This is a genomic window from uncultured Meiothermus sp. (genome assembly GCF_937863175.1).
GTDB lineage: Bacteria > Deinococcota > Deinococci > Deinococcales > Thermaceae > Meiothermus.
On sequence record NZ_CALMCQ010000398.1, the window covers coordinates 1 to 12,034 of the forward strand.

13 protein-coding genes are annotated in these 12,034 nt (G+C 60.3%); 8 read left to right on the forward strand and 5 right to left on the reverse strand.

Annotation, left to right across the window (positions count from 1 at the left end; genetic code table 11):
- From Q0288_RS14825 to Q0288_RS14835, 3 genes are all read right to left on the reverse strand, one after another.
- A partial coding sequence (locus Q0288_RS14825; RefSeq protein WP_299431993.1) for an NAD(P)(+) transhydrogenase (Re/Si-specific) subunit beta occupies nucleotides 1–195 on the reverse strand: 195 nt, incomplete at its 3' end.
- 5 nt (nucleotides 196–200) lie between these two features.
- On the reverse strand, nucleotides 201–509 hold the full coding sequence (locus Q0288_RS14830; protein ID WP_299432026.1) for an NAD(P) transhydrogenase subunit alpha: 309 nt from the start codon (nucleotides 507–509) through the stop codon (nucleotides 201–203).
- Nucleotides 510–511: 2 nt separating this feature from the next.
- Nucleotides 512–1,636, reverse strand: coding sequence for an NAD(P) transhydrogenase subunit alpha (locus tag Q0288_RS14835; RefSeq protein WP_299431996.1), 1,125 nt, complete (start codon nucleotides 1,634–1,636; stop codon nucleotides 512–514).
- A gap of 170 nt (nucleotides 1,637–1,806) precedes the next feature.
- Here Q0288_RS14835 and Q0288_RS14840 point away from each other — a divergent pair, with 170 nt between their 5' ends.
- From Q0288_RS14840 to Q0288_RS14850, 3 genes are all read left to right on the forward strand, one after another.
- A complete protein-coding gene (locus tag Q0288_RS14840) occupies nucleotides 1,807–2,550 on the forward strand; it encodes an SDR family oxidoreductase (protein ID WP_299431999.1) in 744 nt (247 codons plus the stop codon).
- Between the two features lie 68 nt (nucleotides 2,551–2,618).
- Nucleotides 2,619–3,626: an aldo/keto reductase gene (locus Q0288_RS14845; RefSeq protein ID WP_299432002.1), complete on the forward strand. Its 1,008-nt coding sequence runs from the start codon at nucleotides 2,619–2,621 to the stop codon at nucleotides 3,624–3,626.
- A 269-nt stretch (nucleotides 3,627–3,895) separates the two neighbouring features.
- Entirely contained in the window at nucleotides 3,896–4,546 is a 651-nt protein-coding gene (locus tag Q0288_RS14850) for a hypothetical protein (RefSeq protein WP_299432004.1), read from the forward strand.
- Here Q0288_RS14850 and Q0288_RS14855 read toward each other — a convergent pair.
- Complete coding sequence (locus Q0288_RS14855; RefSeq protein WP_299432006.1) at nucleotides 4,535–4,861, reverse strand: hypothetical protein; 327 nt, start codon at nucleotides 4,859–4,861, stop codon at nucleotides 4,535–4,537. The genes Q0288_RS14850 and Q0288_RS14855 overlap by 12 nt on opposite strands.
- Before the next feature lie 21 nt (nucleotides 4,862–4,882).
- On the opposite strand from Q0288_RS14855, the gene Q0288_RS14860 reads away from it, so the two are divergent.
- Both Q0288_RS14860 and Q0288_RS14865 read left to right on the forward strand, forming a co-directional pair.
- On the forward strand, nucleotides 4,883–6,064 hold the full coding sequence (locus Q0288_RS14860; RefSeq protein WP_299432008.1) for an MFS transporter: 1,182 nt from the start codon (nucleotides 4,883–4,885) through the stop codon (nucleotides 6,062–6,064).
- A gap of 55 nt (nucleotides 6,065–6,119) precedes the next feature.
- Nucleotides 6,120–8,435, forward strand: a complete 2,316-nt coding sequence (locus Q0288_RS14865) for a S8 family serine peptidase (protein ID WP_299432011.1) — start codon at nucleotides 6,120–6,122, stop codon at nucleotides 8,433–8,435.
- A gap of 34 nt (nucleotides 8,436–8,469) precedes the next feature.
- Here the strand turns inward: Q0288_RS14865 and Q0288_RS14870 are convergent, their stop codons facing one another.
- Nucleotides 8,470–8,907 carry a 23S rRNA (pseudouridine(1915)-N(3))-methyltransferase RlmH gene (locus Q0288_RS14870; protein ID WP_299432014.1) on the reverse strand — a complete coding sequence of 146 codons (438 nt, stop codon included), beginning with the start codon at nucleotides 8,905–8,907 and terminating at the stop codon, nucleotides 8,470–8,472.
- 348 nt (nucleotides 8,908–9,255) lie between these two features.
- Between Q0288_RS14870 and Q0288_RS14875 the strand changes: the two genes are divergently transcribed.
- From Q0288_RS14875 to Q0288_RS14885, 3 genes are all read left to right on the forward strand, one after another.
- Nucleotides 9,256–10,362 (forward strand): thiamine pyrophosphate-dependent dehydrogenase E1 component subunit alpha, encoded by a 1,107-nt coding sequence (locus Q0288_RS14875; protein ID WP_299432017.1) that lies wholly within the window; start codon nucleotides 9,256–9,258, stop codon nucleotides 10,360–10,362.
- A gap of 88 nt (nucleotides 10,363–10,450) precedes the next feature.
- Nucleotides 10,451–11,425 (forward strand): alpha-ketoacid dehydrogenase subunit beta, encoded by a 975-nt coding sequence (locus Q0288_RS14880; RefSeq protein WP_299432020.1) that lies wholly within the window; start codon nucleotides 10,451–10,453, stop codon nucleotides 11,423–11,425.
- An 18-nt stretch (nucleotides 11,426–11,443) separates the two neighbouring features.
- Nucleotides 11,444–12,034: biotin/lipoyl-containing protein (locus Q0288_RS14885; protein WP_299432023.1), on the forward strand; the 591-nt coding region annotated here is incomplete at its 3' end.

Sequence of the window (12,034 nt, forward strand, 5' to 3'; positions counted from 1 at the left end):
GATAGTCAGGGCCAGAATCATCAGACCGAAGTTCTGCATTCCTGGAGTCAGGAAGGTGACCAGGGTAGCAACCACCATGGCAACTCCCGACCAGACCATCCCGCTACGGGCAGTTGCCGGTGAGGCCATGCGTTTGAGGCCCAGGATAAAGAGCAGGGCCGTCAGGAAGTAAGCAAGTTCAACAAAGTTTTCCATATGGCTCAACTCTTCGGTTTATCTGGTATGGCTTTTGGTTTACGCTCGAACATCCCCAGCATGCGTTCGGTCACAACATAACCCCCAGCAGCATTGGCTGCACCGAGGATCACTCCGATAAACCCAATGGCTTGCTCAACCGGGGTATCGGCCTTGCCAAGCACTACCATAGCCCCAACCACCACAATCCCGTGGATAAAGTTAGAACCAGACATCAAGGGTGTATGCAGAATTACCGGAACCCGGCTAATCACCTCGTAACCGGTAGCAGCGGCCAGCAGGAATATGTATAAAGCAGCCCACGCAGGATCCATCATCAGCCTCCCACCAGCGCCCTGGTTGGCGCATGGGTTATCTCACCCTGATGGGTGAGCAAAGCTCCAGCCAGGATTTCATCGGTCCAGTCAGGCGCAAGCTGGCTGTCTTTGATCAGCAGCTTGGATAGGTTGTAGAGGTTTTTGGCGTACATCTCGCTGGCATGCACCGAAAGCACGCTGGGTAGATTAAGCGGCCCAACGATTTTGACCCCATTGACTTCGATGGTCTTGCCAGGCTGGGTCAATTCACAGTTGCCACCAGACTCCGCAGCCAGATCCACCACCACAGCCCCTGCGCCCATGCGTTCCACCATGGACTGGGTGATCAGGATCGGTGCGTTGCGACCGGGAATCTGGGCGGTGGTGATGACGGCATCCATGTTGCCCATTTCTCTGGCCAGCGCCTCTTGCTGGAGTTTTTTCTCATCCTCGGTCAGTTCGCGGGCATAACCCCCTTCGCCCTCGGCGCTAATGGGCAGTTCGATGACCTTGGCCCCCAGCGACAGGGCTTGCTCGGCTGCCGCTTTGCGCACATCGTAAGCCCAGACATTGGCGCCGAGGCGGCGAACCGTGGCGATGGCCTGCAAACCTGCCACCCCCACCCCCATCACCATCACCTTGGCAGGGCGGATGGTACCCGCAGCGGTGGTAAGCATAGGAAGGAACCGGCTGCTGGACTGGGCTGCTAGCAAGGCCGCCACATATCCAGCCACCGTGGCCTGCGAGGAGAGCACATCCATGCTCTGGGCCCGGGTGATGCGGGGCACCAGTTCCATGGCCAGTGCGGAGAGGTTGCTGGCTGCCATGGCCTGTACCCTGGCCGGACTGCGATGCGGAGCCATCAACCCCACCACAATGGTTCCAGCCTCGAGCTGCACAAAATCCAGTCGCTCCAAAGGCTGCACGGTAAAAACTACCTGTGCTCCCTTGAACAGTTGATCCCTGGGGACAATTCCGGCCCCCACACTTCGGTACGCCTCGTCGGAGAAATAAGCCTCGGCGCCCGCACCAGTCTCGAGCCTCACGCCCCAACCTTCTTTGAGCAAACGGCCCACCACTTCTGGCGTGAGCGCCACCCGGCGTTCCCCAGCGGCGGTTTCCTTGGGCACTGCGATTTGAACCATCAGACCTCCTTAGATTTGGAAAAACCTATTCCGCACGAAGTATACCAGCGACCGGAAGTGGAGGAACGTCCCGTCGGACTAGAATACTGACTCCGACTCCCGCCGATCAGGAGCATTGACCTCGATTCCCTTTGATCAATACAATCACCCTGGTCGGAAAGGGAGAAGTCATGGAGTTCAAAGACAGGGTCGTCATCATAACTGGGGGCGCCTCAGGGATGGGTGCAGCCGCCGCCAGGGAATTCTCCAAAACTGGAGCCGAAGTCGTTATTGTGGATCGCAATGAGGCGCTGGCTCGAGCAGTCGCGGGCGAAATTGGCGCTGTGTACAAGACCGGTGACGTAAGCAGTTCGGCGTTCTGCGATGCGGCGGTTGCCGAAGCCGTGGCCACTAAGGGCCGGTTGGATGTGCTGGTCAATGCGGCGGGCATCATGGTGCGGGCCAGGGGCGAACACACCAGCGATGAGGAGTGGAACCGCATCCTGGCCGTGAACGTGAGTGGCACTTTTTTCATGTGTCGAGCCGCCATCCAGGCCATGAAGCCCAGGGGTAGCGGCTCCATCGTCAACTTTGGCTCAATCTGGGGTGACCTGGGTGCGGCGGGCGTGGCCGCCTACTGCGCCAGCAAGGGCGCCGTACACAACCTCACCCGCGCACTGGCCCTCGACCACGCCAGGGACGGCATCCGCATCAACGCGGTCTGCCCCGGTGAAGTGAATACCCCTATGCTCCAGTCCGAACGCAAAGAGCCCGTCACGCCCGAACTCCTGATCCGCCTGGCCGACACCGTACCGATGGGTCGCCTGGCCGATCCGGTAGAAATTGCCCACATGGTGCTCTTTCTGGCCTCCGATAAGGCCAGCTACATGACCGGCTCGCTGGTGCTGGTGGACGCGGGGTTCGCAGCCAGGTAAAGCATGTCGAGTGAGCACCCATTGCCAGGCTCTGGTTCGGGATCCTCGTCAGAACACAAGGAGTAGCTATGGAATACCGTAATCTGGGCCGAACCGGCGTGAAGATCGCTCCGCTGGCGCTGGGCACCGACAACATCCTGAACCCCACCCCGGAAGATGTGTCCAGGCGGATGATCCTGCGGGCGCTGGATGAGGGCATCAACCTGATTGACACTTCCAACAGCTACCGTCAGGGCGAGGCCGAGCGGGTGATTGGAGAGGCACTTAAGGAAAGTTGGAGGCGTGATGAGGCTTTTATCGCTACCAAAGCCCACTACCCTACAGGCCCCGGCCCCAACGACTGGGGGAACTCGAGGCTGCACCTGATCCGGGCTTGCGAGGACTCGCTGCGGCGGCTGCAGACCGACCATATTGACCTCTACCAGCTCCACCGCCCGGTCTTTGATATACCCATAGAGGAGACCCTCTCGGCCCTGACCGATCTGGTGCGGCAGGGCCGCATTCGCTACATTGGCAGTTCAACTGCCCCAGCCTGGAAGGTGCTCGAGGGCATTCTGGTCAGCGAATTGAAGGGCTATGTGCGCTTCGTGTCCGAGCAGCCCCCCTACAACCTGCTGGATCGGCGCATCGAGAACGAACTGATTCCCATGGCGCAGGCCTACAACCTGGCGATTCTACCCTGGTCGCCCCTGGCAATGGGGATGCTGGCCGGGCGTTATGCCGACCAGTACCTTAGACCGGAAGGCTCCCGCGCCAGCCTGCGGGGTGGGATTTATGCCGAGCGAGTCTCACCCAGAGCGGTGCAGATGGGCAATCGTTTTGTGAGGCTGGCCCGAGAGGCCGGGCACGACCCCGCCCGGCTGGCCATCCTGTGGGTCAAGGATCAACCCGGTATTACTGCGCCCATTATCGGGCCGAAAAGTGTGGAACAACTGGAGCACCTGCTGCCTGTACTGGATATGAAACTACCGGAGGACATCCGAGCCGCCTGCGATGCACTGGTTCCGCCCGGCAGCGCGGTTGCCAACTTTCACAATTCTGCTTCGTGGATGAAGATGCAGTTAGGGGTCGGCTAAGTATCTCCAGGTTGGGAATTTGCCCTACCCACAGAGGCCTGGCCACGGAGCGGCGTCAAAGCAAACCCCAGCAGTGCACCGCATAAAACCATCCCCGAAATTTCTATCGTGGGCGCACATAGCCTGAGCTGCATTTTGCAGGCCGGGTATCAGCAAACGGAACTCCCTGCCACGGTATCCCGTTCTGCCCATACTTGCCGGGTCGGCTGGATTTGAGCATAACGCTTAAATAACACCCGCTGGCCTATCCTGCAGAAAAGGAGTGGAACATGCGTAAGTTACTATGGGTTTTTACATTACTAACCTTGAGTACAGCAGCCTGGGCCAGGTGCGACCATCCTTTCTTCCCGGTGCGCGAAGGCTGGGTCTGGAGCTACCGATCCAGTGTGGATAACTCGACCTATACTGTTGACATCGCCAACGTTAGCGCCCGTGGTTTTACCCAGCGCCAGACTTTCAAAAACTTTGGCTTTGAGAGCCGCTGGACTTGCGATAGCAGTGGCCTTGCCCAACCCGAGTACATCCAGCCACGGGGCAACCAGGGCGTGCAGATGAACCTCAAAACCCGCAAAGCCAGCGGGGTGGTGATTCCTCAGACCATGCGGGTGGGTGCAACCTGGAGCTACAGCTACGAAGTCAGCGGTGATATGAAACAACAGAACATGACCGTGCAGGTTGAACAAAGCGTCAGCACCACCAACAAGGTGCTTGGGCAGGAAAGCATAACCGTGCCGGCGGGGCGTTTTACTGCCTTTAAGGTCGAGAGCATCATGACTACCAGGGGCAGCATGAAAGTTGGGGGGAACAACGTGCCACTCAATACCACCCTCAAGACCCTTTCCTGGTATGCCCGGGGGGTGGGACTGGTCAAGAGTCAGTTTGAGGGCGGTACCACCGAACTCCTTAGCCTAAAGCGCTAGCCAGACCCAGACCCCCAGGGCAAACAGAGCCGCCAAACCCAACACCGCCCGGAAGAACAGCGCTAGATAGCTGGCCCCAAAAAAGAGCACCGCCCCCACCCCCGCCATCCACGCGCCCGCTACCGAGAGGTGGCGGGCCATTCCATCCAGAAAGCCAGGGAAGTCCACCCGAACGCGCATCAGGTTTTTGTCCAGGTTGGGGTCAATGGTCTGGTTGGCCAGGGTGAAGGCCAGCCAGGCCAGCAGTAGCCCCAGCACCACCAGGATGCCGCCCAGCAGCTCGAGGCCCAGTGCCGAAGAAGGGATTGCTTTCATACCCGTTAGGATAGGGGAACCATGCCCTCCGTTGCTGCCCGCATCTTTTTTGTGCTGCTCCTGGCCTACTTTCTATCCTATTTTTTTCGCGCAACAAACGCAGTCATCTCTCCCGATTTGCAGCAGGAACTGGGGCTTTCTTCCGCCGAGCTAGGTTTGATGACCAGCCTGTTTTTTGTAACTTTTGCTCTGGCCCAGCTTCCCCTGGGCCCCTTGCTAGACCGCTATGGCCCCCGCTTCGTCCATCCGGCTCTGATGCTTATCGGGGCTGTTGGCGCGCTCATCTTTGCCTTTGCCCAGGACATCACCAGCCTCTCGATAGGACGCGCTCTGCTTGGCATTGGCTTTGCGGCGGCATACACGGGTGCACTGAAGGCTTTTTCGCTATGGTTCCCCCCAGGCCGCTACGCCAGTGTCAGCAGCTTGTATGTGGGTATCGGCGCCTCTGGAGCATTAGCCGCAGCAGCCCCCCTGGCCTGGATCAAAGAACAGATTGGCTGGCGTGGAGTTTTTGAGTGGGGAGCCCTGGCAATTGTTCTGGTAGCAGTGGTAGTGGTGTTGGGGGTGCGCAATTCCCCGTCGGGGACATCCATGCCCCGGGGTGGCCCGGCTGGCAATGCCACCCTGATCTGGCGCAGCAGCCAGTTCTGGCGCATGGGCTGGCTGAACTTCATGGTGGGAGGCGGGTTTTTGGCCTGGCAGACCTTGTGGGGCGGAGACTTTCTGTTCAAGACACGCGGGCTGGGGAGCCTCGAGGTGGGGAGTATTTTATTCGCCTTTTCGCTGGCAGCCGTGCTGGGCTTTTTGCTGTGCGGCCCGCTGGCCGACCGGTTTGGCCTGCCCAGGGTACTGCTGTCGGCGGGTATCTGCTTCACCCTGGGGCCTGTCCTGCTGGCTTTGTGGCCCAACATGCCTATCCTGGGGATTTATTTCTGTTATGTGCTGATGGGTTTTTGCGGGGCATTCAACATCTTGAGCCTGGCCCAGGCTCGTCTACTTTTTCCTACCGAACTTACCGGGCGGGCCGTTACGGCGATCAACTTCATGGGTTTCATGGGGGTGTTTTTGCTCCAGTGGGGGATGGGGGTGGTGCTGGGAGCCTCGAGTTATTCGACCGTCCTGCTGATCTGGGCAGTGCTGTTGGTACTGGCGGTGGCCGCCTATGCTCCGCTAGCCATGAACAAACGGCCCGCCACAAGTTGAAAAACCTTTACCCCCCGCTCATAGCCTGAGAACCGGGCAAAGGTATCCTGACCTCATGTCTAGAGTCCACTCGGTTCTGGTACTGGCCTCTTTACTCTTTGTGGCTTGTAACAACCAGCCTCTCCCTCCACCAACCATCGGCGTGAGCCTCACCCCCAGCACACCCTTCAGCCTGGATACGGGCGGCAGCCGTCAGCTGGTGGCCAGCGTGACCAACACCAGCCACACTGCCGTTACCTGGAGCAGCAGCAACCCGGCGGTAGCAAGTGTGAATAACGGTCTGGTCGAAGGTCGGTCCGCTGGGACTGCCACCATCACCGCCCGAAGCCTGGCCGATCCGAGCAGGTTTGGGTCGGTAGGTGTTACCGTGCTCGATCCACCCCCTCCTCCTCCTCCTGGCAGTGGTGTAATCAGTGGAACCGTCAGCATCGCACTATCGAACTCTCAACAAGCCGATCCGCACGCGCCGTTTGTGGACGGTGAACTCATCATCCAGTTTAGACCCCAGGTCAGTCTACAGTCGCTGAGCAGGCTTTCGGTCTCGGGCGCTGAGTTACAACAGGTCAGGCCGCTCGGCCTGGGCCGCACCTTCCTGTACCGGGCCGGTCTGAATCGCGCCGACACCCTGGCAACCTTGCGCCTGCTGCAAAGCCGCAGTGACGTGGAGTACGCCCAGCTCAACTACATTCTGACCACCCAGACCACCCCCAACGACCCCCGCTATGGCGACCAGCGCTGGCATTACGAAACCATCAACCTCCCCCAGGCCTGGGCCATCGAAACTGGAGTATCCAGCCCGGTCACAGTAGCGGTCATTGATGGGGGCATCTCGGCGGGCCACCCCGACTTTGCCGGGAAGCTACTGCCAGGCTACGACTTTTACTCCAATGCCTCCGACGCCGGGGATGGCGACGGGCGCGACCCCAACCCCGAAGATACTGCACCCGGCAGTGATTTTCACGGAACCCATGTGGCCGGTACGGTTGCGGCTGCTACCAACAATAACCTGGGAGTGGCGGGTGTTTCGTGGGGTGCGCGTATCGTTCCGGTTCGTGCGCTGAGCGGCGGCAGCGGAACCCTGGCAGACGTGGCCGATGCTTTGCGGTGGGCTGCCGGCCTAAACGTGGCCGGAGTTCCAGCCAATGCGAACCCGGCCAGCGTGATTAATATGTCGCTGGGCGGGCCCGTCCCCTGCACCAACGCCCCCGCCCTCCAGCAGGCCATCAACGAGGCCAGTGCCAGCGGGGCCATCATCGTAGTAGCAGCCGGCAACACCAGCGTGGATGCCAGCACCTTTAGCCCCGCAGGGTGCAGTGGGGTGATAACGGTCGGGGCTACCAATGCGGCGGGCAACCGGGCCTCGTATTCCAACTTTGGAACCCGCATTGACCTGATGGCCCCAGGGGGCGAAGCTGCCGGGCAGCAGGTCATCAGTACCCTGGGCAGTGGGCAGTACGGGAGGATGGCAGGAACCTCAATGGCTGCGCCGCACGTGGCAGGCGTACTGGCTCTGATGAAGAGCAAGAAGTTCAGTCTGACCGCTGCCGAGGGGCTCAGCATCCTCAAAGGCACTGCTCGGCCCCTGAGCAACACCCAGTGCAATCGCCCCAGTGGTACGGAATGCGGACCCGGGCTCATAGATGCCAGAGCCGCAATGGACAGGCTCCATGATCCGCCACCCAGATCACTGGTGCTCTCGGCTACCCCCAACGCCCTCACCCTGAATACCGGAACTAGCAGCCAGGTGACCATCGGCATCAGCCGGTTCAACTTTAGCGAGCCGGTGGCGCTAAGCCTGAGCGGACAGCCCGGCGGTACCACCCCCAGCTTCAGTCCCACCAGTCCCGTCGCGGGCAGCAGCACCACTCTGACCATCCCGGCAGGAAGCACCCCAGGAACCTATACCCTAGTGATCAGCGGAAGCGCCAGTGTGGGGGGACAAAACGTTCAGGGAGAAACCAGGGTCACGCTGACGGTGGTGCAGCCCCCCGCCACCCCTCCACCTACCCAGAACATCCAGGGCACACGCATCTACTTCGATGCCGTGCTGCGCGAAACCCCCACCCTTAGCTTGCTGCTGGATTTTAGTCCGCTCGAGGTTACCCAGACTGGCATTCAGGCCCCCTATAGCCGCAACCACCTCTCCACCCAACAACTGATGGGATACCGGATTTCGGCCTGGAAGGATGTGAACAACAATGGAACTCAGGATGTGGGCGACCTTTTCGGCTGGTTCAAAGCCAATGGCAGTATTGCCAGCGTGATGCCCAGCGCCAGCAACATCAACCTGGTGCTCGAGCCTGTCCTCTCCACCACCCTAACCCGCGAAAAGTGGCTTCGGCAAATGCGTCAGGAACTGCCTTCCCGATAGAATAGAACTCGCGTATAGCTTGTTTTTGGGCCGCTTAGCGGTGATACGGCTCCCCCTTTTTGAGGGTTTCCACCCGGTAAAGCTGCTCCAGCAGCACCACCAGTGCCAGCTCATGCTGCAGGGTGAGCTTAGACAACGCCAGAAGCCAGTCGGCGGCCTGGCGCACCACCGGGGGGTGGCCTTCGGCCCCGCCAATCAGGAAGGCCGCGCCCTTTTCGGCCTGCATCTCCCAGGTCTCGAGCCGGCCCTTGAAGCCCAGCGTATCCACCAGCTCCCCCCGTTCATCGAGCACCACCCGCCTGTAGCCCTCGGAGGCTTCCAGCAGCCGCTGACCCTCCTGAGCGGATGTGCCTTCCTTAAGGTGGATCAGCTCGAGCCGGGTGTACCGCTGCAAGCGCCCAAGATACTCCTCGAGCCCTGCGCGGGCAAAGCCCAGTTTTGGTTTTCCGATCACACAAATTCGCAGTTTCATGGAGCGATTCGCCTGAGCTGGTTTGATTTTACTCCTGCCATTACGCGGCCATAAGTCGTTTGACCGCATTCACAACCAGGAAAACCCGCTATAATCTTCTGTACCAGGAGGTTTTGGTATGGGGAGTGAGAGCCTGGTGTTTTCGGCCATTATCTGCACACCCAAAACCTCGAGCCCGGTATACCAAAACCCACACGCAGACCTCCATAGGCGGGGGTCTTTTTGGTTTTGCCGGGTTCTGGCTATTCCCCGAAGCGATCCTTACCCAGGGCCGCACGGACTTCCAGGCCCTTACCCAGGGCTTATCTGGTCGGGCAGGCTGGTAAACCCGGCAGGCCAGGAGGAAACATGGTTCAAGAAAAAGTACGGTTCCAACCCTTTAGCGGTGAACCCGTCCGGCTGATAGACGAGCAGGGCCACTGGATTGCAGGCTTCGAGCATGGGCTGCCGCCCGATCTGTTGCGCCGCTTCTACCGCGATATGCTGGCCGCACGAATACTGGACGAAAAACTGATCATCCTGATTCGCACCGGCAAGACCAGTTTCGTGGCCCCTCACTCGGGCCATGAAGGGGCCCAGGTCGGTATCGCCCACGCGCTGCGCAAAGGCCACGACTGGCTATTCCCCTACTACCGGGACATGGGCTTGATGCTGGCGATGGAGCTGCCCCTGGTGGAAATTTTTGGCCAGACCCTGGGCAACGCCGCCGACCCTGCCAAGGGCCGCCAGATGCCCTCGCACCCCGGCTCCAAAAAACTGAACATATTTTCGGTCTGTTCGGCCATCGCCTCGCATATTCCCCCCGCCGCCGGGGCTGCTATCAGCATGAAGCTGCGCCGAACCGGTCAGGTTGCGGTCTGCACCTTTGGCGATGGGGCCACCAGCGAAGGCGACTGGCACGCTGGCATCAACTTTGCAGCGGTACAGGGCGCTCCGGCGGTCTTCGTCTGTCAGAACAACCGTTATGCCATCAGCGTGAACATCTCGAGGCAGACCGCATCCGAAAGTATCGCCATCAAGGCCCATGCTTACGGCATTCCTGGCTACTACGTGGACGGCATGGATGTGCTGGCCAGCTACTTTGTGATGCAGGAGGCCATCGAGCGGGCCAGGGCCGGACACGGGGCCAGTCTGGTAGAACTGGTGGTCAACCGCTTTGGCCCCCACTCCTCCGCCGACGACGACAGCCGCTACCGCAGCCGCGAGGAGCTGGCCGCCGAGCGCCTGCACGACCCCCTGGTGCGCTTCCAGCGCTTTTTGGAAAAGCAGGATTTGTGGGATGCCAACTGGGCCAACGAGCTAGGCCTGGAAATCTCCAAGGAACTCGAGGCCGCCCTGCAAGAGGCTCTGCAAACTGGGGAACCCGACCCGCTCGAGATGTTTGATGATGTCTTCGCGGCCCGCCCCTGGCACCTTGAAGAGCAGCGCCGGTTGGTGGCGGAGGAATTGCGCTAAAGCGCATCTAGGGTCAAGCGCCGAGAGTCAAGCGTCTCCGCTCTTTTGACTCTATGCCCTCGACTCTGGACACTGGACAGGAGGTAATATGCCAACCATGACCATGATCCAGGCCATCAATACCGCCCTGGACGAAGAGATGAGCCGCGACGAGCGGGTGCTGCTGCTGGGTGAGGATGTGGGCAAGCGCGGGGGCGTTTTTCTGGCCACCGAGGGCTTGCAGCAAAAATACGGCCCCGACCGGGTGATGGACTCTCCCCTTTCCGAGGCCGCCATTCTGGGAGCAGCGGTGGGGCTAGCAGCCCACGGAATGCGCCCGGTAGCCGAGATTCAGTTTGCCGATTATGTGTTTCCCGGCATAGACCAGTTGTTTTCTCAGGCCGCCAAACTGCGCTACCGCTCGGGCGGTCAGTTTACTGCGCCCATGGTAGTGCGGATGCCAACCGGCGGCGGCGTGAAGGGTGGCCACCACCACTCCCAGAGCCCCGAGGCCCATTTTGCCCACACCGGCGGCCTGAAAGTGGTGGTGGTCTCGACGCCCTACGACACCAAAGGGCTGCTCAAGGCTGCGATCCGCAACGACGACCCGGTGGTCTTCCTGGAGCCCAAGCGCCTCTACCGCGCCACCAGGGAAGAGGTGCCCGGCGACGACTACCTGATTCCTATAGGCAGGGCCGCCATCCGACGCGAGGGAGCCGATATTTCCCTAATTTCTTACGGCGGCCCCATGGTGGAGACCCAGAAAGCCGCCGAGGAGATGGCAGCAGCCGGTATAGACCCCGAGGTCATTGATCTTCGCACGGTGATGCCCTGGGACAAGGAAACCGTGCTGAACTCAGCCGCCAAAACCGGGAGGGTACTGATGATTTCCGAAGCCCCGCGCATGGCCAGTGTGGCTTCGGAAGTAACTGCGACGGTTTCGGAAGAGCTGTTCGACCAGTTGCTGGCCCCGCCCATGCGGGTCACCGGGTTTGATATCCCCTACCCGCTAGCCCAGGACAAGCTCTATATGCCCACCGTGACGCGCATCCTCAATGCCGCAAAGAAGCTTCTGGATTACTGATCGCTACAAGGAGTCCCCATGCCCAAAGAAGTGGTTTTACCCGAACTGGCCGAGTCTGTCGTCGAAGGTGAAATTCTCCGGTGGCTGATCAACGAAGGCGACCTGCTGAAGAAAGACCAGCCCTTTGTGGAGGTCATGACCGACAAGGTCACGGTGGAGCTGCCCAGCCCCCACGAAGGGGTTTTGTTACAGAAGCTGGTCAAAGAGGGGGATGTGGTGGCCGTCCATGCCCCTATCGCCATCATTGCCGAACCCGGCGAGGTGGTGGCCCCCATCAGCGACAGGAAGCCAGCGCCTGCTCCCAGCGTACAAGCACAAGAAGAACGCTCGATTGTGGAACCGGGCCAGGTGGTGGAAGACGATGGGGCCAGCCTTTCCTTGTTCAAACCCGACAGCAAAGCCGAGCAGGTGAAGAATCCCTTTGCCAGAACCAGCCCGTCTTCGACTCCCCCGGTGCAGGCTGGAGGGGTCGCAACCATGAGCCCCCAGGGTCGGATTGTCGCCGTTCCGGCAGCCCGCAAGCTGGCCCGTGAGATGGGTCTGGACATCGCCCATATTCCTGGTTCCGGCCCCAACGGGCGAGTGCGGGTGGAGGATGTCAAAACGTAC

Excerpts from the sequence above, each read along its gene's own strand:
- Q0288_RS14830 (WP_299432026.1), bottom strand. The coding sequence starts at position 509 with ATGGATCCTGCGTGGGCTGCTTTATACATATTCCTGCTGGCCGCTGCT.
- Q0288_RS14835 (WP_299431996.1), bottom strand. The coding sequence starts at position 1,636 with ATGGTTCAAATCGCAGTGCCCAAGGAAACCGCCGCTGGGGAACGCCGG.
- Q0288_RS14840 (WP_299431999.1), top strand. The coding sequence starts at position 1,807 with ATGGAGTTCAAAGACAGGGTCGTCATCATAACTGGGGGCGCCTCAGGG.
- Q0288_RS14845 (WP_299432002.1), top strand. The coding sequence starts at position 2,619 with ATGGAATACCGTAATCTGGGCCGAACCGGCGTGAAGATCGCTCCGCTG.
- Q0288_RS14850 (WP_299432004.1), top strand. The coding sequence starts at position 3,896 with ATGCGTAAGTTACTATGGGTTTTTACATTACTAACCTTGAGTACAGCA.
- Q0288_RS14855 (WP_299432006.1), bottom strand. The coding sequence starts at position 4,861 with ATGAAAGCAATCCCTTCTTCGGCACTGGGCCTCGAGCTGCTGGGCGGC.
- Q0288_RS14860 (WP_299432008.1), top strand. The coding sequence starts at position 4,883 with ATGCCCTCCGTTGCTGCCCGCATCTTTTTTGTGCTGCTCCTGGCCTAC.
- Q0288_RS14865 (WP_299432011.1), top strand. The coding sequence starts at position 6,120 with ATGTCTAGAGTCCACTCGGTTCTGGTACTGGCCTCTTTACTCTTTGTG.
- Q0288_RS14870 (WP_299432014.1), bottom strand. The coding sequence starts at position 8,907 with ATGAAACTGCGAATTTGTGTGATCGGAAAACCAAAACTGGGCTTTGCC.
- Q0288_RS14875 (WP_299432017.1), top strand. The coding sequence starts at position 9,256 with ATGGTTCAAGAAAAAGTACGGTTCCAACCCTTTAGCGGTGAACCCGTC.
- Q0288_RS14880 (WP_299432020.1), top strand. The coding sequence starts at position 10,451 with ATGCCAACCATGACCATGATCCAGGCCATCAATACCGCCCTGGACGAA.